Here is a 20,920-nt window from a genome sequence, read left to right as displayed (position 1 = left end):
CAGGTCAAGCGGTGATCGTGCGCTCCCTCCTTCGTGTGCTCGTGTTCGGTGCAGCACTTCACGTCTCGGCCTGCTCTTCCTCGCCCCCAGGTTCCCGCCAGGCCTGTGGCGTCACCGGTCTCCCCGACCTCCCCGGTTCCCTCCGTGGTCCTGGTTCAGTTGGCTGCACGCGCTGACCGCCCTCAGCACGTGTTCCCGGCCTCGCTGCGGTCCTGGTCTCCTGTCGGCTGATGCCGTTCGTCGCACCGCAACCGCCGTCCGTCGAGCACGGGTGCGGGTTGCCGTCCTGCTGGGCGCGCGGTCGCTAGTCTTTGGTGTTGTCGGCTGCTGAGTCCGACGCGGGCGCCCGAGCTGGGGGGTGAGGGCGCACCTCCGTGTCGTCGAACCGCATCCGACTCTCGTAGGGCCCCGGGGCGCGGCCGGTCTCATTTTGGCGGTTGTGTCCCGGGGTCGCACGAAGCCGTTGGGCGGTGGAGCCGCAGGCAAGTCATCGTTCTGGGCCCGGTTCCGGTGTGACGGCGTCCCGGTAGGTCTGCAGCGCCCTGGCGCGGGCTCTGCACTCGTGTGAGATCGCGACGGCGGAGTACTCGATCGGCCCGAAACTGCGCTCCGCGGAGTAGTGCGTTCTGGGGAAGTTGTCGATCTCGACGCCGAGGATTCGCGCGATCCGGTCGACCTCGGCCCGCTCCTGCTCCTCGGTCCCGTCGTCGAGCCGGGCGAAAATCATAGTCGAGGTGGGCTCCGGGAGTTCCGGATGGGCTTCCAGGAAATCGGCGAGCTCGCGTAGACCATTGCAGATCGCCTCTCGGTCCTCTGGGGGGCCGGGCTCTTCTGGTGTGTCGGTCATGGCGGTCTCGGACGGATCAGGAGTGACGGCATCGTCGTAGCTCATCCACGCCATGTATCGAGCCATATGCTCGCGCGTAATTGCGGTGGCCTTGTATTCGATCGCTCCGAAATCGCGGCTCGCGCTGTAGTGGCCGTCGACAGGGCTGGTGGCCTCGACGCCGAGGATTCGTGCGATCCGATCGACCTCCGCTCGCTTCTGCTCCTCATCCTCCCCGCTGATGTGGGGGCCGACGTATTCGGAGCTTTTAGGCCCCGGGAGGTCCGGGTGGGATTCTAGGAAGCCGGCGAGGTCGCGCAGGCCCTTGAGGGCCGCGTTCCGCGTCTTCTCTGCGAAGTCGTCGCTCGGCGCGGTCATCGCGGTGGCGTAGTACTCGATCGATCCGGGGTTGTCGTGCAGGCCGAAATAGCGGCTCGCGTTGTAGTGACCGTTGGCGGAGTCGGTGGTCTCGACGCCGAGGATGCCCGCGATCCGGTCGACCTCGGCCCGCTTCTCCTCGTCGGTCTTCTGGCGCAGGTGGGGGCCGGCCATCGTCGCGTAGGGGGCCGGGAGGTCGGGATGGGCCTCCAGGAAGTCGGCGAGTTCGCGGAAGCCTGCGATGATCGATTCCCGGGTCTCCTCCGGGGGTTCGTCCCTGAGGAGCTCGTAGGGATCCAGGGTGGCCGTATCGTCCTCGTCCGTCACGGCGTCGGGGCGATTCACGACCTCGTCCGTGAATGCGGTGGCACAGTATTCGACCGACCCGAAATAGCGGCACGCACTGTACTGCTTCGTCCCATGACCGGTGGTTTCGACGTCGAGGACCAAGGCGATCCGATCGACCTCGGCGCACTGCCTTTCGTCGTCCCCACCGCGGATGAAAGGGCTGAACGTCGTCAGGGTGGGTTCCGGCAGGTCGGGGTGGGCCTCCAGGAAGTCGGCGAGCTCGCGCAGTCCCTTGAGGGTCGCCTTCCGAATGTCCTGTAGCTCGTCTTGCGACATGTCGGTCATGGTCGTTCTCCAGGCGCAGGGGGCGGCGTCGAGGCCCTCAGACCGCACCGTAGTGGCGGGCGGCGGCGGATCAGTACCGGGTTTCGTCCGGCCTGCCGCCCGCCGACGTCGCGGAGGTCCCGGTTGCGCCGGGTTCGGACGGTGCGAGACGACTCCGGCCACGAAAGTCCCCAAAGAAAAATCGGGCGGCGATGTCGAGAACCCGTGACCGGCTTCGTCCCCGCGGTGAAGGCGACCACAATGGGTCGCACCAGCATCGAGGAGCAACACCATGGCCAAGTACCTGCTGCTCAAGCACTACCGCGGCGCTCCGGCCCCGGCCAACGACGTACCCATGGCCCAGTGGACGCCGGAGGAGATCTCGGCGCACGTGCAGTACATGAACGACTTCGCGGCCCGCCTCCAGGAGACCGGCGAGTACGTCGACAGCCAGGCGCTCGCCCCGGAGGGGACGTTCGTCCGCTACGACGGCGAGGGCCGGCCGCCGGTCACCGACGGCCCGTTCGCCGAGACCAAGGACCTCGTCGCGGGCTGGATGGTGATCGACGTCGACGGCTACGAGCGCGCCGTCGAACTGGCCGGGGAGCTGTCGGCCGCTCCCGGGGCGGGCGGAAAGCCCATCCACGAGTGGCTGGAGCTGCGTCCCTTCCTGACCGAGCCGCCCACCATCACCGAATGAACGAGGCCCTCCTCCGGAGCCTCACGCCACAGGTGCTCGCCATCCTCGTCCGCCGCGGAGCCGACTTCGCGGCGGCCGAGGACGCGGTGCAGGACGCGCTGGTCCAGGCGATCCGCGTCTGGCCCGACGATCCGCCGCGCGACCCCAAGGGCTGGCTGATCACCGTCGCCTGGCACCGGTTCCTCGACGCGACCCGGGCGGACGCCGCCCGCCGCCGACGCGAGGACGTCGTGGACGAGGAACCGGCGCCCGGCCCCGCGCTCGCGGTGGACGACACGCTCCAGCTCTACTTCCTGTGCGCCCACCCGTCGCTGACGCCGTCGTCGGCGGTCGCGCTGACACTGCGCGCCGTCGGCGGGCTGACCACCCGTCAGATCGCCCGCGCCTACCTGGTGCCCGAGGCGACCATGGCGCAGCGCATCAGCCGCGCCAAGCGCACCGTCTCCGGCGTGCGGTTCGACCAGCCCGGGGACGTCGCGACCGTGCTGCGCGTCCTCTACCTGGTCTTCAACGAGGGCCACTCCGGCGACGTCGACCTCGCCGCGGAGGCCATCCGGCTCGCCCGGCAGCTCGCGGCCGCGATCGACCATCCCGAGGTGGCGGGGCTGCTCGCCCTGATGCTGCTGCACCATGCCCGGCGCGCCGCCCGGACGGCTCCCGACGGCGGCCGGGTGCCGCTCGCCGAACAGGACCGGAGCCTGTGGGACACCGGGTTGATCGCCGAGGGCGTCGAGATCCTGCAGGCGGCCCTCGCCCGCGACCGGCTGGGCGAGTTCCAGGCCCAGGCCGCCGTCGCGGCGCTCCACGCCGACGCGCCGACGGCCGAGGAGACCGACTGGGTGCAGATCGTCGAGTGGTACGACGAACTCGCCCTCCTGACGGACAACCCCGTCGTCCGACTCAACCGCGCGGTGGCGGTCGGCGAGGCCGACGGACCGCGCGCCGGGCTGGCGGAGCTGGCGAAGCTGGACGACTCGTTGCCCCGCTACGCCGCAGTGGCGGCATACCTGCACGAGCGCGACGGCGACCTGGCGATGGCGGCGCGCCTGTACGCCGAGGCGTCAGAAAAAGCGTCTGACCTAGCTGAACGTGTCCACCTAACGCGCCAGGCGGCGCGGCTCAACGCCCGCCGGGAGCGCTGAGCAGGACGACCTCGTCGTCGACGCACCCCGCGCGTTGTGAGCGGAAAGGCTCCAGCTCGTGGCAACCGCACCGGCCAGCGAGCCGGACGCGCCGTCCACCCGGCTGCGGTAGACCATTGCGCCCAGCAGACCGAACAGCGCGAAGCCAAGCGAGTCACCGGTGAACTGGCAGGTCGCCCAGATCGCGATGGCCCGCCCGCGCCGCGATCAGCATCAGCGTGCCGGTCGCGAACGCGGCCACGCCCGACAACACCGCGAATGCCCCTGCCGATCCGGTCGCTGAGCGTGCCCATGGTGATGACCAGCCCGGCCACCATGAGCCTGTAGCCGTGTCGCGAAGCACGAGGCGCACATGATGGAAAGCCTGATCAGCATGCGCTTCGGTCGGCCGTCGAGCACGTCCGGCAGGGGGAACGCGGGAGACTTCCGGTCATGATCACTGCTGAGGTCGTCGTGGAGACTCTCGTTCTGCCGGACTTCACCGCCTGGCCGATCGCGGAGCGGCCAGACGACCTTCTCCTGGCGCTGTCAGGGCAGATGTCCCTGGACCAGGTCGGCACCGTTATGGCGGAGCTGTTCTCCCGCTCCGGCATCCCCGTCGAACCGCTCTCCGAGCTGCACCACCTGCTGGACCGGCATCTGGTCGAAGCCGAATGCCTGACGATGAGCGGCGGTCTGCGTCTGCACGACACCACCACGCGAGCCCAGATCGTGCCGGGGTGTTGCTGCGGTTTGGAGGACTGGCGGGACTGGGCCCAGCTGCTGCAGGGCGACGACGAATTGTGGCTGGGGCACGACCCCCACACCCGAGTGCGGATCGAGCAGAACAAGGTCCGCCTTGACCAGAACGCCCGTGCTCTGAACCCGGCCTTTCCCTCTAGCGTTCTGGAGATCAGCCTCAACGAGCTGCCCGATCTGCTGAAGGCCGCACATCGCCAGCTCCAGGGGTTCCTTGACTCAGTCGACCGGTGGGCCGGCGCCCTCTCACCGCAGGCCGCTTCCCGGCTGGTGCAGATCTTCGACGAGAACTTCCAGATCAGTGACCCGCTCCTGCTCGACTGAACACAGCGCGATGGCCGTCGGGACAGCGGGCAGCAGGCGCGTATTCACGGCGACCGCTCCCTCTGGAACAGCCGTTGCGGGGTGATGCCTGGATGCGGTGCCACCTCCGTGGACCTCTGGCTGCCCAGCGTCCACGCACCGTTCGCAGCAACCACCTCCGACAATTCTTGATCTCCCTGCATGGGCGTTGGGCCGGGAGGAGCAGCCGGGGCGTCGGATGTGGGGCGCGGTTGGGCGCGGACGGCGGCGGTGCACGTAGAGGTGTACTGGCCGAAACCTCACGCAGCGGTCGGCGGTGCGGGTGTGGGATGCGCCGGGGCGGGGTCGTACCGGCGCGGTGCGGGTCGATCGGTTCTGGAGGTTGTTGGCGGAGAGTTGCCGCTCCCCACCGAGGTTCGTGCTCTTCCGCTGGTCATGGTGGTGCGTTCCCTCTTTGAAGCTGCGCTCGTTCACGGAGCCGGATGCAGGATGCGAGCACACCCTCGATGGCTATCGCCGGTAGGCGGTCGCGTTGGTCGTCTGGAGCGGGCTTGGCGCGGGGCAGTGACGAAGACCACGGGAACAAAAACCGGGCTGAAGATCAATATATGTCGAGAGGTGTTCGATGATCATGAGGGTGGATCACGGGGGGACAGATGAACTTCATGGCGGAGTATTCCAAGGCACTGGCCGCCGCCCTGTTCGGCAAGCGGCGGACGACGCCTCGGGACGTCCGTTACGGCGGAACGGCTGAGGCGCAATCCGGCATCGCCCCGCCGGCCCGGGAGCGTATGCCGCAGCGGTGACGGCTGGGCAGGGCGACGCTGCTGTCTGGCGCAATCCGTGCGGGTCAGCGGTGCGAGGAAGCCGGTACTGCGGCCGGCTCGTGGGCCGGGGTGGTGCACCGGGTCGTCGTCTGTGCTCGGCGGGACGTGCCCCTCAGGGCCAGTGCGATCAGCGGTAGCAGCGTGAGGGCGGCGGAGATGGCGCCGACCAGGGCTGGTCCGGTCAAGCCCAGGGAAGAGGCCAGGGCCCGGCCCGCGATCGCTGAGCCTGCGGCGATGCCTGTGTTGTAGGCGGAGGTCGTCAGCGCCGACGTCAGGGTGGGCGCGTCGTCGGCGAGGCGTACCGCCAGCGACGTGAGGACCGGCGGGACCGCGAATCCGGCCAGCGCCATCAGGAAGACCAGGACGACGGTCGCCACGGCGCCGGTCGACAGCGGGATCAGCAGGAGCAGGGTCAGCGCGGTGGCCACGACGGCGGTGATGGTCGTCGCCATGGGACGCTGACCGCCCAGGCGGCCGCCGATGGTGTTCCCGCCCAGCGCGCCCACCCCGAACGCGATCAGCACCAGCGGGACGGCCCCCTCCGCGATGCCGGTGCGGCCGGTCAGCAGCGGGGTGATGTAGGTGTAGGTCGCCAGGACCCCGCCCATGATCAGCATCGCGGCGGTCAGTGCCAGCCACAGCCGCCCCTGCCGCAACGCACCGATCTCGGCGCGCACCGATCCCCCGGCGCGCTGCCGGACCGTCGGGACGAAGCGGCCGACGACCGTCGCGGCCAGGCCGGACAGGACGGCCAGGGCCCAGAACGTGCCGCGCCAGCCGGTGAACTGGCCGACGAGCGAGCCGATCGGCACGCCCACGACGTTGGCCAGGGTCAGGCCGCCCATCATGACGCTGACGGCCCGGGTCGCGTTGCCAGGGCCTGCGGCGGCGGTCGCGATCACGAATCCGACGGCCCAGAACGCCCCGGTCGCCAGCGCGGTGACGACGCGGGCGGCGAGCACGACGGTGAAGGAGCCGCTGGTGGCCGCCACGACGTGCCCGAGGGCGAAGACGGCCAGGGCCAGCACCAGCGTCTGTCGCCGGGGCAGCCGCAGCGTCGCCATCGCCATGGCCGGACCGCCGACGATCATGCCGACGGCGAAGGCGGTGATCAGCAGCCCGGCCTGGGAGACGCCGACGCCGAGGTCGGCGGCCATCTGCGGCAGCAGCCCGGCGATGACGAACTCGGTGGTGCCCATCAGGAACGTGCCGGCGGCGAGGACCCAGACGACGACGGGCAGCTTGCCGGGTGCGGAGGACATGGGTGGCGTTTCTCCTTACGAAGGGCGGGTCAGGAGGCGGCTTCGATGGTGATCCGGTCCGCCGTGGCGAGCCGCTCGATGTCGCCGTCGGCGACCCGGCCGAGGATGACCAGGCCGGAGGACAGGTCGAAGTCGCGGTAGAACAGGGCCAGGTTGCCCCAGGGCGCGTAGTAGGCCAGGTCACCGGCCTTGGGCTCGGCCGCGTCCGGCGCTCCGGAGGTGTCCAGCTTGCGGGGCGGGTAGGCGATCCGTTCGGTCTGGTGGAAGTCCTCCAGGTCGAGGGTGAGCGGGAGCAGGGCGGCGAGGTCGCGGGCCGTGGCGCTGTCGTTCAAGGTGGCGGCGGCGGGGTGGCCGTCGATGGTGAGCCGGATGTTCATGGTTTTCCCTTCTGCCGGTGCGGTGTGCGGACCGGGTGAGACGCCGGAGCAGGCGGCCAGGATCAGCAGCACGGCGACGATCAGAGGCACCCGTGTCAGGAGCCGGGAACGGACGGATTCCATGGGCGTCGTTTCTGGGATCAGGCGGGCGAGGACGCGGCGTCAGGGCTTGAGCAGGGCCTTGATGGCGCGGCGCTCGTCCATGGCCTGGTAGCCGTCTGCGGCCTGCTCCAGGGGCAGGGTCAGGTCGAAGACCTTGCCGGGGTCGATCCGCCGCTCCCAGATGAGGTCGATCAGCTCGGGCAGGAAGCGGCGCACCGGGGCCGGGCCGCCGTGCAGGTGGACGCCAGAGAAGAACAGTTCGTCACCGGGGATCTGCACATCGTGGGTCACGCCGACGTACCCGACGTGCCCGCCGGGACGGGTCGCGCGGATGGCCTGCATCATCGACTCCTGGGTGCCGACCGCCTCGATCACCGAGTGCGCGCCCAGCTCGCCGGTGAGCTCCTTGAGCTGGGCCACGCCCTCATCGCCGCGCTCGGCGATGACGTCGGTCGCGCCGAACTCGGCGGCCAGCTTCTGCCGGTCGGCGTGCCGGCTGAAGATGACGATCCGCTCGGCGCCCAGTTGCTCGGCGGCCAGCACGCCCATCAGGCCGACCGCGCCGTCGCCGACCACCGCGACGGTCTTGCCGGGTCCGGCCGCGGCGGCGACGGCGGCGAACCAGCCGGTGCCCAGCACGTCGGAGGCGGCCAGCAGGCCGGACACCAGGTCGTCGGACGGGAGTTCCGGGGTGGCGACCAGGGTGCCGTCGGCCAGCGGGATGCGGGCGTACTGCGCCTGGGTGCCGATCGCGCCCATCGGCACGGCGTGCACGCAGCGGGACTGGTACCCGGCCCGGCAGATCTCGCAGGTGTTGTCGGAGGCGAAGAACGACCCGACCGCGAACTGCCCCGGCCGGACCGTGGTGACCTGGTCGCCCACCGCCTCCACCACGCCGACGTACTCGTGCCCCATGGGAGCGGGGCCGTCGACCGCCTCGACGCCCCGGTAGGGCCACAGGTCCGACCCGCACACGCAGGCCGCCGTCACCCGGATGACCGCGTCGGTCGGCTCGATGATCTCCGGGTCGGCGCGGTCCTCGACGCGCACGTCTCCCGGGGCGTTCAGAACTACTCCACGCATGGGCGGAACTCCTTGTGGCGAACGGGCGGCGTCCGGTCGGGCGCCGCGATGGGCGGACGGCTTCGTGCGGCCCTAGACGACCTGTTTGCGGCCTATGCGGCGTCTACCCGGCCGGACGTGCTCGCGCCCGTCGCCGGTGACCGCCCGGAAGGCTCTTGACCGAGGCTTGGCCGTTGGACGGCCTCACCTCTGCCATGAAACCCCTGCTCGCGGGCGCCTGAAAGGGACTGTTGTTCCAGGTAACGGCAGTACCCCCCTCGTCCGGAGGGCAGCGCATAGCGTGGAGGGCATGGACAGCAGGAACGAGATCCGCGACTTTCTGGCCACCCGACGCGCCAGGATCACCCCGCAGCAGGCCGGGCTCCCGGTCTACGGGGGCAACCGGCGTGTTCCCGGCCTGCGCCGCGAGGAGGTCGCCCTGCTGGCGGGCGTCAGCGTCGACTACTACATCCGCCTGGAGCGCGGGAACCTGTCCGGCGTCTCCGACAACGTCCTGGACGCCCTGGCGCGCGCCCTCCAGCTGAACGACGCCGAGCGCGCCCACCTGTTCGACCTGGCCCACGCCGCCGGTTCCGGGGCCCGCCGCCGTCCCCATCGCCGTTCGCGCGCCAAGGTCCGTCCCGGCCTGCAGCAGATGCTGGACGCCATGACCGACGCCGCCGCCATCATCCGCAACGGCCGGATGGACCTGGTGGCCGCCAACCACCTCGGCCGCGCCATGTACTGGCCGGTATTCCAGTCCCCCAGACCGGCCGCCTCCCAGCCGCCGAACATCGCGCGCTTCCAGTTCCTGGACCCGGCCGGAGCCGACTTCTTCCCCGACTGGGACACCGCCGCCGACATCACCGTGGCACTGCTGCGCACCGAAGCCGGACGCGACCCCTACGACAAGGACCTCACCGACCTGGTCGGCGAGCTGTCCACCCGCAGCGACGACTTCCGCACCCGCTGGGCGCAGCACGACGTCCGCCGTCACCACGCCGGGAGCAAGACCTTCCACCACCCGGCCGTCGGCGACCTGACCCTGGACTACGAGTCCATCGACCTGCACGCCGACCACGACTTCAACCTGACCGTCTACACCGCCGCGCCCAACACCCCCGGCCACGACGCCCTCCGCCTGCTCGCCAGCTGGGCGGCCACCCTCGACGACGGCCGATCCTCCGACGTCGTGGAGAACCAGTAACGACGAGACGGCATGCCGGAAAGTGGCCGAATCCGGCGGTCACGACCAAGAGGCTCGCCGTCGTCTCGTCCGCGCCCACTTACGGGCAGGTGCGGACGAGGCGACGGCGAGCCTCCGGACGGTTTCTTGCGTATTAGCTCGCCGCTTGCAGGATCGTGCCGATGGCCGCGGCGGTCGTCACGCGGCGGCGGTACTCCGGCTGGCGCAGTTCGCCGCCCATGTACGGGCGCGGGTTGCGGTGCACGGCCGGGCTCGGCTCGTCGGTCAGGGCCGCGAAGTGCACCTCGCGGACGCCGGTCGCCTCCAGGATGCGGCCGATGTTGCGGGAGGTCACGCCGCCGCCCGGCATCACGATGATGCGGTCGCCCGCGCGCTCGACCAGTTCGGCGATCAGCGGCGCGCCCTCCAGCACGCTCACCTCCTGCCCCGAGGTCAGCACCCGGTCCACGCCCAGCTCGATGAGGGTCTCCAGGGCCGCGAATGGGTCGGCGGCCATGTCGAACGCCCGGTGGAAGGTCACCGGCAGGCCGCCCGCGGCGGCGATGAGGCGTTCGGTGACGGCGCGGTCGATCTCCCCGTCGGCGGTGAGCGCGCCGATCACGATGCCGTGCGCGCCCGCCTCGCGGGCCAGGGCCACGTCGTGCTCCATGGCCGCGACCTCGTGCTCGTCGTAGATGAAGTCGCCGCCGCGCGGGCGGATGATGACGTTCACCCGGATCGTCGACACCGCGGCGAGGGCGGCGCGGACGGTGCCCAGGCTCGGGGTGAGCCCGCCCTCGAACAGCGCCGAGCACAGCTCCACGCGGTGCGCGCCGGCCTGCTCGGCGGCGATGGCGCCCGCGACGCTGTCGATGCAGATCTCGTAGGTGAGGCTCACTGGGTTCCTTCCGTGGTGGTGCGGATCTCGCCCACCGGGCGGCCGCCGCCGAGGACCGGGACGGTGCCCAGCGCGGCCGCCGGGGCGGTGTCGGCGCCGAGCGCGGCGAGCGCGCGCAGCGCGATGGCGGTGGTGGCGCGGGGGCTGCCGTCGATGACCTTGACGGCGACGGCGTGGCCCTCGGCGGTGGCGGCGACGAGCACGCCCTCCGCGCCGCCCTTGGCCACCACGCCGGGCAGCGCCCGCATGATCTCGGTGTTGACGTGGCCGGTGCCGCCGACGTACTCGGGGTGGGCGCGCATCGCGTCGGCGACGGCGCGGGACGGCCCGTCCTGCGCGGCGGTCAGCGAGCGGGCCGCGCGCGCCAGCCCGACGAGGGTCAGCCCGAACAGCGGCGCGCCGCACCCGTCCACCGCGACGGGCGAGGGGTTCTCGCCCGCGCAGTCGGCCATCGTGGTGCGGACGCCCTGCTGGAGCGGGTGGCCCGGGTCGAGGTAGGTGTCCAGCGGCCAGTCGTTGGCGACGCAGGCGGCGAGCATCGCGGCGTGCTTGCCCGAGCAGTTCATGCGCTCGCGCGACTCGCCGAGGCCCGCGCGGACCAGCGCGTCCCGCGTCGGCTCGTCCTCGGGCCAGGTGGCCGGGCACCGCAGGGCGCCCCCGTGGAGCCCTGCGTCGGCCAGGATCGCCTCGACGGTCTTGACGTGGAAGTCCTCGCCGGTGTGGCTGCCCGCCGCGATGGCCAGGCGCTCGCCGGTCAGCGGCGCGCCCGCCGCCAGGCACGCCGCCGCCTGGAACGGCTTGGTCGTGGAGCGCGGCAGCACGGTCTCCTGCGGGTTGCCGCGCGTGTAGGCGAGCGTGCCGTCCGGGGCGAGCCCGGCGACGCTGCCGTAGTGGCGGCTCTCGACGAAGCCGTTGCGGACGACCTCGGCCAGCACTTCGTACATCTGGGTCCTCAGGTGGTGGGTTGGGCGGCCGGCACGGCGTCGGCGACGGCGCGGGACGGACGGGTCCGCTGCCGCGCCTCCAGCGTCCGCGCGACCTTCGACAGCGTCGCGTTGATCACCAGGTAGACGAGCGCGACCACCAGGTAGGTCTGGATGAGCAGGTGGTTGTAGTTGGCCAGGACCTTGCCGCTGTAGAGCAGCTCGGCGAAGCTGACGACGTAGCCGAGCGAGGTGTCCTTCAGCAGCCCGGCCGACTGGCTGACCAGCGACGGCAGCACGCGCCGCGCCGCCTGCGGCAGCACGACCAGCCGCATCGCGCGGCCCCGGGTCAGGCCGAGCGCGAGCCCGGCCTCCAGCTGGCCGCGCTCCACCGAGCGGATACCCGCCCGGAAGATCTCGGCGAACGCGGCGGCGTTGGACACCGACAGCGGCACGACCAGCTTCCAGAACAGCGGCAGATCCAGGCCGTAGCGCGGCAGCGCGAACAGCACGATGTAGACCAGCAGCAGCGCCGGGACCGTCCGGACGATCTCGACGTAGGCCGCGCACGGCAGCCGCAACCACCGGCTGGGCGACAACCGTCCCAGCGCCAGCGCGACGCCCGCCGCCGCGGAGATCGCGATGGACACCGCGGCGGCCGCGAGCGTCGAGCGCAGCCCTTCCAGCAGGTAGCGCCACATCGGCCAGGTGCCGTAGGGGCGCCAGCGCTCGGCGGCGAGCTGGCCGTTGTCGGCGAACTGCCGCAGCGCCAGCCCGACCAGGGCTAGCGCCGCCACGACGGCGAGGACGGTGGCGATCCGGATGCGGCGGCGGGCGCGCGGGCCCGGCTCGTCGAACAGCAGGCGTGAGGCGCTCATCGCAGGATCGCCAGCTTCCGTTCCAGGGTCCCGGTGGCCAGCCCGACGACGCCCGACAGGGCCATGTAGGCCAGGCCCGCGGCGACGAAGATCCAGATGGGCTGCGCCTCGGCCAGGTTGACGCGGTTGGCGGCGGCGGTCAGCTCCACCACGCCGACCGCGGCGGCCAGCGCGGTGTTCATCAACGTCATGATCGCGATGTTGCCGAGCGGCTGGACCACCGTGCGCAGCGCCTGCGGCAGGATGACCAGCCGCAGCGACTGGGTGAAGGTGAGCCCGAGCGCGCGGGCGGCCTCGCCCTGCCCCGCCGGCACCGCGTTGATGCCGGACCGGACCGCCTCGGCGGTGTAGGCCCCCTGGTACAGGGAGATCACCACGACCGCGGTGGTGAACAGGCCCGCCTTGACGCCGATCTCGGGCAGCCCGAAGACGGCGAGGACGAGCCACACCAGCAGCGGGATGTTCTGCAGCGTCTCGACGTAGGCCATCCCGGCGGCGCGCAGCACGCCGACCGGGCTGACCCGCATCGCGGCGACGACGATCCCGGCGACCAGCGCGCCGGCCAGGGACAGCAGGGTCAGCTCGACCGTCAGCAGCAGGCCGGAGCCGAACTCCGGGAGGTGGTCGGTGATGACGTTCATGGCAGGGCGGGGCTCCCGGTCATTCGGAGCCCGGCGCGGACCCGAGCGCGGGCGGCTGCGGGGCCTCGCCCTGCACGACCGTCCCGATGGAGTTCTTCCAGGTCTTGGCCCACAGGCCGGACGCCTGGATCTGCTTGAGCCAGTCGTTGACGAACGTCTTCATCTGCGCGTCGCCGTGCTTGAGGCCGATGCCGTAGGGGTCGCTGGTGAACGGCTTGCCCTGGATCTGGATGGTGGGGTCCTGCTTGGCGGTGGCCAGCAGCAGCGCCTCGTCCTGCACGTACGCCTGGCCGCGGCCCTGCTTGAGCGCCTGGACGCACTCGGGGTCGCTGCCGAACGTGACGATCTTGGCGTCCGGGGCGGCCTTCTTGATGGCGGGGATGGCCGGGGTGTTGGCGCCCGCGATGACCGTCTTGCCCTTGAGGTCGGCCGGGGTCGCGATGCCGGTCTCGCCCTTCTTGGTGGCGATGACCAGGCCGGAGCTGTAGTACGGCCCGGCGAAGGCGACCTGCTTGGCGCGCTCGGGGGTGATGCTGTAGGTCTGGAACACCACGTCCACGGTGCCGTTGGACAGCAGCGCCTCGCGGGTCTCGGACGCCGAGTTGACGATCTTCACGTTCGGCTTGCCGATGATGTACTTGGCGAGCAGCCGCCCGAAGTCGGCGTCCAGGCCCTCGACCTGCTTGGTGGCCGGGTTCTGCTGGGACAGCAGCGGGGCGTCCAGCGAGCCGCCGACGATGAGCTCGCCGCGCTTCTTGATCTTCTCCATGGTGGAGCCGGCGGGCAGGCTCGCGGCGACGGGGGCCGCGGCGGCCAGGTCCTCCTTGCCGCCGGCGGGGCCGCCGCCGGGCACCGCCGAGCCGCCGTCGTCGCTGGAGCAGGCGGTCAGGCCGGCCAGCGCCAGCGCGGCGGCCGCGGCCGCCGTCGCCCACCGCGTCGCGGGGGTACGCACCATGATCGTCAACCTTTCTCGGGTGGCGCGCCGTGGCGGTCGCGCCGGGGGTGTGGCTCAGCCGGGGTGCGGCTAGTGGTCGAGGACCTTGGCCAGGAAGTCCCGGGCCCGGTCGGTGGCGGGTGAGTCGAAGAAGGCGGCGGGGGCGCCGGTCTCCACGACCTCGCCGTCGGCCATGAAGACCACGCGGTCGGCGACCCGGCGGGCGAAGCCCATCTCGTGGGTGACGACCACCATGGTCATGCCGTCGTGGGCGAGGCCGGTCATGACGTCCAGGACCTCGCCGATCATCTCGGGGTCGAGCGCGGAGGTCGGCTCGTCGAACAGCAGCGCCTTGGGCCGCATGGCGAGTGCGCGGGCGATCGCGGCGCGCTGCTGCTGGCCGCCGGAGAGCTGGGCGGGCAGCTTGTCGGCCTGCGCGCCGATGCCGACGCGGTCCAGCAGCTCACGGGCGCGCTGCTGCGCCTCGGCGCGGGACAGGCCGCGCACCTTGACCGGCGCGAGCGTCACGTTCTCCAGCACGGTCTTGTGCTGGAAGAGGTTGAACGACTGGAAGACCATGCCCACGTCGGCGCGCAGCCGGGCGAGCGCGCGGCCCTCGGCGGGCAGCTCCGCGCCGTCGACGCGGACGCTCCCGGCGTCCGGCGTCTCCAGCCGGTTCAGGCACCGGCACAACGTGGACTTGCCCGACCCGGATGGGCCGATCACCACGACGACCTCGCCCTTGGCCACGTCCAGATCCACGTCACGCAGCGCGGTGTGCGCACCGAAACGCTTGTGCAGCCCGCGAACCTCGATCATTCGGTCACCCACGCTCTAACTTTCTTCGAAATCGAAGCTTGGCAGGACGATAGAACCCAAAATCAACGCAAGTCAACACATTGATGGATCAAGTTCGCGCGTGCTATCAATCTGGGGTGCGCAACAGCAGAGACGACGGACCCGCGGCGCTGGTGCGCCTGGTGGCGACCGGCCGGGCCGAGTCACGAGCCGAACTCGCCCGGCTCTCCGGCCTCGCCGCCTCCAGCGTCTCGTTGCGCGTGGAGCAGCTCATCGAGGCGGGCCTGTTCGTGGAGGAGGGCGCGGGGGCCTCGCGCGGCGGGCGCCGCCCGCGGCGGTTGCGGCTCGCCCGCACCGCGGGCGTCTACCTGGCCGCCGACCTCGGCGCGCACCACGCGCGGCTCGCGGTCGTGGACCTGGCGGGCGCGCCGCTCGCGCTGGCGGACCTGGCGTGCGACATCGCGGCCGGTCCGGAGGAGACGCTGAGCGCCGTCATCGACGAGTTGCGCGCGCTCGCGCGCGATCGCGGGCTGAGCGACCTGCCGGTGCGGGGCATCGGCGTCGGGCTGCCCGGTCCCGTCGATCCGGCGACCGGGCAGGTGGTGTCACCTTCGCGGATGCCGGGCTGGAACGACTTCCCCGTCCGCGACTTCACCGCCGACCGCGCGGGGGTGCCCGCGCTGGTCGAGAACGACGCCAACCTGATGGCGGTCGGCGAGCACCGGAGTTTCTGGCCGGGACTGGACAACCTCATGGTGATCAAGCTGGGCACCGGCATCGGCTGCGGCGTCATCGTGGACGGGCAGCTGCACCGGGGGCGCGGCGCGGCGGGCGACATCAGCCACGTCCGGATCCTGTCGGAGGCCAGCGTCGACTGCTCCTGCGGCCATCCCGACTGCCTGGAGGCGCACGCCAGCGGGGCCGCGCTCGCCGCGTCGCTGGCCGGGCAGGGCATCGCGGTGGAGCACCCGTCGCGCATCGTGGAACTGGTGACCGACGGCGTGCCGCAGGCGACCAGCGCCGTACGGACGGCGGGCCGCCTCATCGGCGACGTGCTGACCGCGCTGGTGAACTTCTTCAACCCCGACGCGCTGGTGATCGGCGGCAGCCTGTCGGAGGCCGAGCCGCTGGTGGCGACCGTGCGCGGCGCGATCTACGAACGCTGCCTGCCGCTCGCCACCCGCAACCTGGAGATCTCCACCTCGCGCGCGGGGCGGGACGCCAGCATCCTCGGAGCGGGGCACCTGCTGCTGGACACGTCGGGCGACTGGATCGACCGGGCGCTCGCCCGCTGACCACTCCCCTGCCGCTCCAGCTCGATCGTTACACAATGTCATAATTATGTAACCAATCGTGATGGCAGGTCATTGGGGGAGATGTGGCCGGAGGGGTTCTGGACGGGCTGGACACGATGAAGGACGATCTGGCCTCGTTCTACAAGGATCTGCACGCGCATCCGGAGACGGCGTTCGACGAGCACCGGACGGCGGGGAAGGTCGCCGACCGCCTGCGGAAGGCCGAGCTGGAGGTGACCACGGAGGTGGGCCGGACCGGCGTCGTCGGGATGCTCCGCAACGGCGACGGCCCCACGGTGCTGCTGCGCGCGGACATGGACGCCCTCCCCGTCACCGAGCAGACCGGGTTGCCGTATGCCAGCACGGTCGAGGGGAAGATGCACGCCTGCGGGCACGACGTGCACGTGACCTGCCTGCTGGGCGCGCTGGAACTGCTGGCCGGAGCGCGTCAGGGGTGGTCGGGCACCGTCATGGCGGTGTTCCAGCCCGCCGAGGAGGCGGGCGGGGGCGCGCAGGCGATGGTCGACGACGGGCTGTACGACCGGTTCGGGAAGCCCGACGTGGTGCTCGGCCAGCACGTCGCGCCGTTCCCGGCCGGGAAGGTCGCCTGCCACACCGGGCCCGCGTTCGCGGCTCAGGACATGTTGAAGGTCACCCTGCACGGGCGGGGCGGCCACGGCTCGATGCCCGCGACGACGATCGACCCGGTGGTGATGGCCGCCGCGACGGTGATGCGGTTGCAGACCGTCGTGTCCCGCGAGCTGGGCGGCGACGAGAAGGCGGTGGTGACGGTGGGGTCGCTCCGGGCGGGCACGGAGGCCAACGTCATCCCGGACAACGCGGAGCTGCTGCTGAGCATCCGCACGTTCACCGAGCCGGTGCGGGACAAGGTGCTGGCGGCCATCGACCGGATCGTCAAGGGCGAGGCGGTCACGGCCGGTGCCGACCGGACGCCCGACGTCGCGGAGCTGGACCGGTTCCCGCTGCTGGTGAACGACGCCGACGCGACGGCGCGCACGGCCGCGGCGTTCCGGTCCCGGTTCGGGGACGGCGACGTCATCGACGCGGGGCAGATGACGGGGAGCGAGGACGTCGGGGTGTTCGCGACCGCCGCCGATGTCCCGATCTGCTACTGGCTGCTGGGCGGCGTCGATCCCGAGACGTTCGCGGCGGCGGCGAAGGCGGGCACGGTCGAGCGGGACATCCCGTCGAACCACTCCCCCAAGTTCGCGCCGGTCGTCGAGCCGACGCTGAGCATGGGCGTCACCGCGCTGGTGACGGCGGCCACGACGTGGCTGGGCGGGGCTGGGTGACGGGGCGTGCCCCCGCCGCCGCGCGTTAGGAGCGCGGCGGCGGGGACGGTCGTTCGGTCAGTCTCCGAGCGAACGAAGGATGTCCTGCACGCGCTGATTGGCCAGCGCGCTGTGCCTTTCCTGGTCGCTCAGCTCGTCGTACAGGCGGCGCAAGGTCGCGGCGGTCGCCTCGGGGATGGCCTCCGTGTCGGCGAGGTACATCTCGACGCGCTTGCGCGCCGTCGCCCATTCGACGGCACCACGCAGCGTCCCCATCCCGACCTTCACGAACAGTTCGGCGATGGTCTGCGGCTCGGCTGGCATGGGGGCCTCCGCGATCCTGACGGCCGGGCCTCCATCAGATCACTTCGGCGGGGGCGTCACACGACGGCGACGGCGTCGACCTCGACGAGGACGCCGGAGGCCAGGCCCGCGACGACGTGGACGGTGATGGCGGGCGGCGGGTCGTTCCGGTTCCACACCTTCTGGAAGGCGGCCGCGCCCTCGTCGAAGGAGTGGCCGTCCGCCACGGCGATGGTCCAGTGCACGATGTTGGCGAGGCTCGCGCCCTCGCTCTCCAGGATGACCCGGAGGTTGTCGAAGATCTTGGCGGCCTGCTCCCCCACCGTCGGGCCGACCACCCTGCCGTCGGCGCCGACGCCGTTCTGCCCGCCGATGTAGATGGTCTTCGCCGGCTGCTCGACCACGACGGCCTGGCTGAAGGCGGGGCTGCGGTGGAGTCCCTCGGGGTTGATGTGCCGTACGCCCATGTGGGCCTCCTCTACTCGGGACACCGGTTTAAGCGGTGTCGGGTACGACACCCGTTATACTGGTTTCATGCGAGCGAGCACAAGTGGCCGGACCCTGCACGACCCGCGCGGCGGGTCGTTCTGGTTCGACGCCGGCGCCGTCTGCCTGGACTTCGCCCACACGGGCGGCGAGGGTCAGTACGCGATCTTCGAGACCCTGCACGAGCCCTCCGACCTGGCCGGATGGCTGGCCGAACCGCCACTGTCCGCCGCCGTGACGGCCCCGGCGACGGCCCACGAGCTGGCCACGGCCAAGACCCTCCGGCAGGCGATCTGGGACACCGCCCACGCCCGCGCGGCGGGCCGCCCGCTGCCCGCCGGGGCGGTGGCGACGATCAACGAGGTGGCCGCCACGGCGTCGCTGGTCCCCCGGCTGGCCGATGACGGCACGACCTCGGCATGGGCGTCGCCGGTGCGGGCCGCGCAGGCGTTGTCGAGCATGGCGCGGGAGATGATCGAGCTGCTGTCCGGTCCGCTCGCCGAGCGCGTCCGGGAGTGCGCGAGCGACGACTGCCCGCTGGTGTTCGTCGACTCCTCGCGCCCGGGGGCCCGGCGCTGGTGCTCGATGGAACGTTGCGGCAACCGCCACAAACTCCGCGCGCTGCGCGCCCGACGGTCGACGGATTCGCCGGGATAGGGCTTGCTCAGTGGGCGAGCAGGTCGTCCAGTTCGGCCGCGAAGAGCAGGTCGGCGTCGAAGCCCATTCCGGTGAAGTGGCCCGCGAGTTCCAGGGACAGGACGCCGTGCAGGCGGGTCCAGAACGTCAGGGCCTTGTGGAGGATCGCGGTCGAGGCGGGGTGGTCGCGCGCCCAGTCCCGGTGGTCTTCCAGGTGCGCGTCGAACGGTGTCGCGGGGCTGTCCGGGGTTGACGCCGTGCAGGCGTCGAGCAGGATCGCCATGATCTCGTTGGAGATGACGCGGGTGTCCTCGGGGGCGTGGTAGCCGGGGATCGGGGTGCCGTAGATGAGGAAGTACCGCTGGGGGTCGGCCAGCGCCCAGGCGCGCATGGCGTGCGCCAGTGCGGCCAGGTCCGGGGCGGCGGCCGAGGCGCCGTGGAGGGCGTTGGCGAGGCTCCGGTAGGCGTCCCTGATCAGCTCGGTGACCAGGTCGTCGCGGCTGGCGTAGTAGCGGTAGAGGGCGGGGCCGCTCATGCCCATCTGCTTGGCGATCGCGTTGAGGGACAGCGCGGACGCGCCCGCGGTGGCGATCTGCTCCCACGCGCGCTCTTTGATCTCCGCGCGCACCTGGGCGCGGTAGCGCTCGCGCGGGGTCTGCGCGCCTGGCTTGGTGCCCGCGTCCGCCATGACCTGCGGCTCCTTCTCCTGGTGGCTACAGCTTTGAGGTTTAGTTAGAAGCTATCACGATTCTTGTTGACACTCCCGCCGCCGTAGAGTTATAACTTCTAACGTAAGCATGAAGGCGTAGCGCACTTGCGGTCGCCTCGGTCGAGTGAAGGGAACACCATGACCATCACGTCGCAGCCGTCCGTCCACGCGGGTCGGCGCATTCCACTGCCGGTGGCCGTCGCGTCCTGGACTGTCCCGGTGATGGTTCTCGGGCAGTTCGCGCTGCTGGCGGGCATCCCGGCGGTGGTCGCGCTGGTCGGGGCCTTCCGTTACGCCGGTGATCGAGCGGTGCGTTGGGCGGCCGTGCTGGTCGCCGTCGCGTACGCGGTTCCGCTGGTCGTTTGGCTGGTGCGGCCGGACGGCGCGCAGAGCCTGTCCAAGGACATCCACCCGGGCTTCGTCGGGCTGATCGTCGCCGCGTCCGTCGCGCTCATCGTGAGCGTGCATCGAGCCCGCCGGAGCTGAACCGGGCGACTGCCATCCGAATTGAGTTAGACCCTATAACGAACATGATCACACGTAATTTCCTGGAGGTCGGCATGAACACCGAAGAGCTCGTCGAGATCGTCCTGCCGGGCAAGGTCGAGCCGGAAGGGCTCCAGATCCGGCACGGCGAGGTCCCCGTCCCCGGTCCGGGCCAGGTCGTGGTCCGGATGGAGGCGACCGGCGTCTCCTTCGCCGAGCAGCAGATGCGCCGGGGCCGCTACTACGACCAGCCCGCGTTCCCGTTCGTGCCCGGCTACGACCTGGTCGGCACGGTGCAGGCCGTCGGCGCGGGGGTCGGGCCGGGGCTGGCCGGCGCTCGCGTCGCGGCGCTGACGAAGGTCGGCGGCTGGGCCAGCCACGTGCTCGTCGACGCCGCCGACGTGGTGCCGGTGCCCGCCGGGGTGAGCGCGGCGGAAGCGGAGACGCTGGTGCTCAACGGCATCACCGCCTGGCAGATGTTGCACCGCAAGGCGCGCGTGCGCGCCGGGCAGACCGTCGTGGTGCACGGCGCGAACGGCGGCGTCGGGTCGATCCTGGTGCAGCTCGCGCAACTCGCGGGCGTGAAGGTGATCGGCACGGCGTCGGCGCGCCACCACGACGCCCTGCGGGAACGGGGCGTTCGGCCCGTCGACTACCGCGCCGACGACGTCGCCGCACGGATCCGCGAACTCGCCCCCGGCGGGGTGGACGCCGTCTTCGACCACGTCGGCGGGCGCGGCATCGTCGACTCCTGGCGCCTGCTGGCCCCCGGCGGCACGCTCGTCTCCTACGGCAGCGCCTCCACCCTCGACGACGAGGGGTCCAAGCGGTGGCCCGTCGTCAAGCTGCTGGGCCGGGTGTGGTCGTGGAACGCCCTGCCCAACCGGCGTCACGCCTACTTCTACAACGTCCTGGCCGGACGGGCCCTGGCCAAGGACCGGTTCCGGACCCGGCTGCGCGCCGACCTCACCCAGGTCTTCGCGGCTCTCCAGCGCGGCGACATCACCGCCCAGGTCGCGGCCGAGCTGCCGCTCGCCCGCGTCGCCGACGCCGTGCGGCTGGCCGAGTCCGGCACGGTCACCGGGAAGGTCGTGCTGACGCCGTAGGCGCGTCGCGCGACCCCGAG

Annotated in this window: 23 protein-coding genes; 10 read left to right on the top strand and 13 right to left on the bottom strand. The window is 71.5% G+C overall.

Features of this window, described 5'->3' with window-relative positions; all coding sequences use genetic code 11:
• Nucleotides 1-487: 487 nt before the first annotated feature.
• Nucleotides 488-1,837, bottom strand: a complete 1,350-nt coding sequence (locus tag AH6_RS03860; protein ID WP_067473545.1) for a hypothetical protein — start codon at nucleotides 1,835-1,837, stop codon at nucleotides 488-490.
• Nucleotides 1,838-2,108: 271 nt separating this feature from the next.
• Between AH6_RS03860 and AH6_RS03855 the strand changes: the two genes are divergently transcribed.
• From AH6_RS03855 to AH6_RS43350, 4 genes are all read left to right on the top strand, one after another.
• The gene (locus AH6_RS03855; RefSeq protein ID WP_067473543.1) at nucleotides 2,109-2,516 is read left to right on the top strand and encodes a YciI family protein; all 408 of its coding nucleotides are present in this window, start codon (nucleotides 2,109-2,111) and stop codon (nucleotides 2,514-2,516) included.
• A complete protein-coding gene (locus AH6_RS03850; RefSeq protein ID WP_067473542.1) occupies nucleotides 2,513-3,658 on the top strand; it encodes an RNA polymerase sigma factor in 1,146 nt (381 codons plus the stop codon). Before AH6_RS03855 ends, AH6_RS03850 begins: the two co-directional genes overlap by 4 nt.
• A gap of 432 nt (nucleotides 3,659-4,090) precedes the next feature.
• Nucleotides 4,091-4,720, top strand: a complete 630-nt coding sequence (locus AH6_RS03845) for a hypothetical protein (protein WP_067473539.1) — start codon at nucleotides 4,091-4,093, stop codon at nucleotides 4,718-4,720.
• 635 nt (nucleotides 4,721-5,355) lie between these two features.
• Entirely contained in the window at nucleotides 5,356-5,505 is a 150-nt protein-coding gene (locus AH6_RS43350) for a hypothetical protein (RefSeq protein ID WP_157431244.1), read from the top strand.
• Between the two features lie 44 nt (nucleotides 5,506-5,549).
• Here the strand turns inward: AH6_RS43350 and AH6_RS03840 are convergent, their stop codons facing one another.
• From AH6_RS03840 to AH6_RS03830, 3 genes are all read right to left on the bottom strand, one after another.
• Entirely contained in the window at nucleotides 5,550-6,788 is a 1,239-nt protein-coding gene (locus AH6_RS03840; protein WP_067473536.1) for an MFS transporter, read from the bottom strand.
• A gap of 29 nt (nucleotides 6,789-6,817) precedes the next feature.
• Nucleotides 6,818-7,255 carry a cyclophilin-like fold protein gene (locus AH6_RS03835; RefSeq protein WP_245679167.1) on the bottom strand — a complete coding sequence of 146 codons (438 nt, stop codon included), beginning with the start codon at nucleotides 7,253-7,255 and terminating at the stop codon, nucleotides 6,818-6,820.
• A gap of 72 nt (nucleotides 7,256-7,327) precedes the next feature.
• Nucleotides 7,328-8,350, bottom strand: coding sequence for a zinc-dependent alcohol dehydrogenase family protein (locus tag AH6_RS03830; protein ID WP_067473533.1), 1,023 nt, complete (start codon nucleotides 8,348-8,350; stop codon nucleotides 7,328-7,330).
• Between the two features lie 289 nt (nucleotides 8,351-8,639).
• On the opposite strand from AH6_RS03830, the gene AH6_RS03825 reads away from it, so the two are divergent.
• A complete protein-coding gene (locus tag AH6_RS03825) occupies nucleotides 8,640-9,536 on the top strand; it encodes a helix-turn-helix transcriptional regulator (protein ID WP_157431243.1) in 897 nt (298 codons plus the stop codon).
• Nucleotides 9,537-9,669: 133 nt separating this feature from the next.
• Here the strand turns inward: AH6_RS03825 and AH6_RS03820 are convergent, their stop codons facing one another.
• From AH6_RS03820 to AH6_RS03795, 6 genes are all read right to left on the bottom strand, one after another.
• The gene (locus AH6_RS03820; RefSeq protein ID WP_067473527.1) at nucleotides 9,670-10,413 is read right to left on the bottom strand and encodes a copper homeostasis protein CutC; all 744 of its coding nucleotides are present in this window, start codon (nucleotides 10,411-10,413) and stop codon (nucleotides 9,670-9,672) included.
• Entirely contained in the window at nucleotides 10,410-11,357 is a 948-nt protein-coding gene (locus tag AH6_RS03815; RefSeq protein ID WP_067473524.1) for an asparaginase, read from the bottom strand. Before AH6_RS03815 ends, AH6_RS03820 begins: the two co-directional genes overlap by 4 nt.
• Nucleotides 11,358-11,365: 8 nt before the next feature.
• Nucleotides 11,366-12,214 carry an amino acid ABC transporter permease gene (locus tag AH6_RS03810; RefSeq protein WP_067473520.1) on the bottom strand — a complete coding sequence of 283 codons (849 nt, stop codon included), beginning with the start codon at nucleotides 12,212-12,214 and terminating at the stop codon, nucleotides 11,366-11,368.
• Nucleotides 12,211-12,855 carry an amino acid ABC transporter permease gene (locus AH6_RS03805; protein ID WP_067473517.1) on the bottom strand — a complete coding sequence of 215 codons (645 nt, stop codon included), beginning with the start codon at nucleotides 12,853-12,855 and terminating at the stop codon, nucleotides 12,211-12,213. The genes AH6_RS03810 and AH6_RS03805 overlap by 4 nt, the downstream gene beginning before the upstream one ends.
• A gap of 19 nt (nucleotides 12,856-12,874) precedes the next feature.
• A complete protein-coding gene (locus AH6_RS03800; protein ID WP_067473515.1) occupies nucleotides 12,875-13,810 on the bottom strand; it encodes a glutamate ABC transporter substrate-binding protein in 936 nt (311 codons plus the stop codon).
• Nucleotides 13,811-13,879: 69 nt separating this feature from the next.
• Entirely contained in the window at nucleotides 13,880-14,608 is a 729-nt protein-coding gene (locus tag AH6_RS03795; RefSeq protein ID WP_067473508.1) for an amino acid ABC transporter ATP-binding protein, read from the bottom strand.
• A 116-nt stretch (nucleotides 14,609-14,724) separates the two neighbouring features.
• Between AH6_RS03795 and AH6_RS03790 the strand changes: the two genes are divergently transcribed.
• The gene (locus AH6_RS03790) at nucleotides 14,725-15,882 is read left to right on the top strand and encodes an ROK family protein (RefSeq protein ID WP_067473505.1); all 1,158 of its coding nucleotides are present in this window, start codon (nucleotides 14,725-14,727) and stop codon (nucleotides 15,880-15,882) included.
• Between the two features lie 83 nt (nucleotides 15,883-15,965).
• On the top strand, nucleotides 15,966-17,195 hold the full coding sequence (locus AH6_RS03785) for an amidohydrolase (protein ID WP_245679166.1): 1,230 nt from the start codon (nucleotides 15,966-15,968) through the stop codon (nucleotides 17,193-17,195).
• Between the two features lie 57 nt (nucleotides 17,196-17,252).
• Here AH6_RS03785 and AH6_RS03780 read toward each other — a convergent pair whose 3' ends face one another.
• Nucleotides 17,253-17,498 (bottom strand): hypothetical protein, encoded by a 246-nt coding sequence (locus AH6_RS03780; protein WP_067473502.1) that lies wholly within the window; start codon nucleotides 17,496-17,498, stop codon nucleotides 17,253-17,255.
• A 56-nt stretch (nucleotides 17,499-17,554) separates the two neighbouring features.
• Nucleotides 17,555-17,944 (bottom strand): RidA family protein, encoded by a 390-nt coding sequence (locus AH6_RS03775; RefSeq protein ID WP_067473498.1) that lies wholly within the window; start codon nucleotides 17,942-17,944, stop codon nucleotides 17,555-17,557.
• A 67-nt stretch (nucleotides 17,945-18,011) separates the two neighbouring features.
• On the opposite strand from AH6_RS03775, the gene AH6_RS03770 reads away from it, so the two are divergent.
• Nucleotides 18,012-18,620 carry a CGNR zinc finger domain-containing protein gene (locus AH6_RS03770; RefSeq protein WP_067473496.1) on the top strand — a complete coding sequence of 203 codons (609 nt, stop codon included), beginning with the start codon at nucleotides 18,012-18,014 and terminating at the stop codon, nucleotides 18,618-18,620.
• A 7-nt stretch (nucleotides 18,621-18,627) separates the two neighbouring features.
• On the opposite strand, the gene AH6_RS03765 is transcribed toward AH6_RS03770, so the two are convergent.
• Complete coding sequence (locus tag AH6_RS03765) at nucleotides 18,628-19,287, bottom strand: TetR/AcrR family transcriptional regulator (RefSeq protein ID WP_067473492.1); 660 nt, start codon at nucleotides 19,285-19,287, stop codon at nucleotides 18,628-18,630.
• A 159-nt stretch (nucleotides 19,288-19,446) separates the two neighbouring features.
• On the opposite strand from AH6_RS03765, the gene AH6_RS03760 reads away from it, so the two are divergent.
• Both AH6_RS03760 and AH6_RS03755 read left to right on the top strand, forming a co-directional pair.
• Nucleotides 19,447-19,794, top strand: a complete 348-nt coding sequence (locus tag AH6_RS03760; protein WP_067473490.1) for a hypothetical protein — start codon at nucleotides 19,447-19,449, stop codon at nucleotides 19,792-19,794.
• A 44-nt stretch (nucleotides 19,795-19,838) separates the two neighbouring features.
• Nucleotides 19,839-20,900, top strand: coding sequence for a medium chain dehydrogenase/reductase family protein (locus tag AH6_RS03755; RefSeq protein ID WP_245679165.1), 1,062 nt, complete (start codon nucleotides 19,839-19,841; stop codon nucleotides 20,898-20,900).
• Nucleotides 20,901-20,920 lie beyond the last annotated feature (20 nt).

Source organism: Actinomadura hibisca NBRC 15177 (assembly GCF_001552635.1).
In the GTDB taxonomy this organism is placed as follows: Bacteria; Actinomycetota; Actinomycetes; order Streptosporangiales; family Streptosporangiaceae; genus Spirillospora; species Spirillospora hibisca.
Note: the sequence above shows the minus strand (reverse complement) of the source record. Positions and strands in the feature narration are given on the sequence as shown.

What these genes read in the sequence shown, in the direction of transcription:
- AH6_RS03860 (WP_067473545.1), bottom strand. Translation starts at nt 1,837, where the DNA reads ATGACCGACATGTCGCAAGACGAGCTACAGGACATTCGGAAGGCGACC.
- AH6_RS03855 (WP_067473543.1), top strand. Translation starts at nt 2,109, where the DNA reads ATGGCCAAGTACCTGCTGCTCAAGCACTACCGCGGCGCTCCGGCCCCG.
- AH6_RS03850 (WP_067473542.1), top strand. Translation starts at nt 2,513, where the DNA reads ATGAACGAGGCCCTCCTCCGGAGCCTCACGCCACAGGTGCTCGCCATC.
- AH6_RS03845 (WP_067473539.1), top strand. Translation starts at nt 4,091, where the DNA reads ATGATCACTGCTGAGGTCGTCGTGGAGACTCTCGTTCTGCCGGACTTC.
- AH6_RS43350 (WP_157431244.1), top strand. Translation starts at nt 5,356, where the DNA reads ATGAACTTCATGGCGGAGTATTCCAAGGCACTGGCCGCCGCCCTGTTC.
- AH6_RS03840 (WP_067473536.1), bottom strand. Translation starts at nt 6,788, where the DNA reads ATGTCCTCCGCACCCGGCAAGCTGCCCGTCGTCGTCTGGGTCCTCGCC.
- AH6_RS03830 (WP_067473533.1), bottom strand. Translation starts at nt 8,350, where the DNA reads ATGCGTGGAGTAGTTCTGAACGCCCCGGGAGACGTGCGCGTCGAGGAC.
- AH6_RS03825 (WP_157431243.1), top strand. Translation starts at nt 8,640, where the DNA reads ATGGACAGCAGGAACGAGATCCGCGACTTTCTGGCCACCCGACGCGCC.
- AH6_RS03815 (WP_067473524.1), bottom strand. Translation starts at nt 11,357, where the DNA reads ATGTACGAAGTGCTGGCCGAGGTCGTCCGCAACGGCTTCGTCGAGAGC.
- AH6_RS03810 (WP_067473520.1), bottom strand. Translation starts at nt 12,214, where the DNA reads ATGAGCGCCTCACGCCTGCTGTTCGACGAGCCGGGCCCGCGCGCCCGC.
- AH6_RS03805 (WP_067473517.1), bottom strand. Translation starts at nt 12,855, where the DNA reads ATGAACGTCATCACCGACCACCTCCCGGAGTTCGGCTCCGGCCTGCTG.
- AH6_RS03800 (WP_067473515.1), bottom strand. Translation starts at nt 13,810, where the DNA reads ATGGTGCGTACCCCCGCGACGCGGTGGGCGACGGCGGCCGCGGCCGCC.
- AH6_RS03795 (WP_067473508.1), bottom strand. Translation starts at nt 14,608, where the DNA reads ATGATCGAGGTTCGCGGGCTGCACAAGCGTTTCGGTGCGCACACCGCG.
- AH6_RS03780 (WP_067473502.1), bottom strand. Translation starts at nt 17,498, where the DNA reads ATGCCAGCCGAGCCGCAGACCATCGCCGAACTGTTCGTGAAGGTCGGG.
- AH6_RS03775 (WP_067473498.1), bottom strand. Translation starts at nt 17,944, where the DNA reads ATGGGCGTACGGCACATCAACCCCGAGGGACTCCACCGCAGCCCCGCC.
- AH6_RS03770 (WP_067473496.1), top strand. Translation starts at nt 18,012, where the DNA reads ATGCGAGCGAGCACAAGTGGCCGGACCCTGCACGACCCGCGCGGCGGG.
- AH6_RS03765 (WP_067473492.1), bottom strand. Translation starts at nt 19,287, where the DNA reads ATGGCGGACGCGGGCACCAAGCCAGGCGCGCAGACCCCGCGCGAGCGC.
- AH6_RS03760 (WP_067473490.1), top strand. Translation starts at nt 19,447, where the DNA reads ATGACCATCACGTCGCAGCCGTCCGTCCACGCGGGTCGGCGCATTCCA.
- AH6_RS03755 (WP_245679165.1), top strand. Translation starts at nt 19,839, where the DNA reads ATGATCACACGTAATTTCCTGGAGGTCGGCATGAACACCGAAGAGCTC.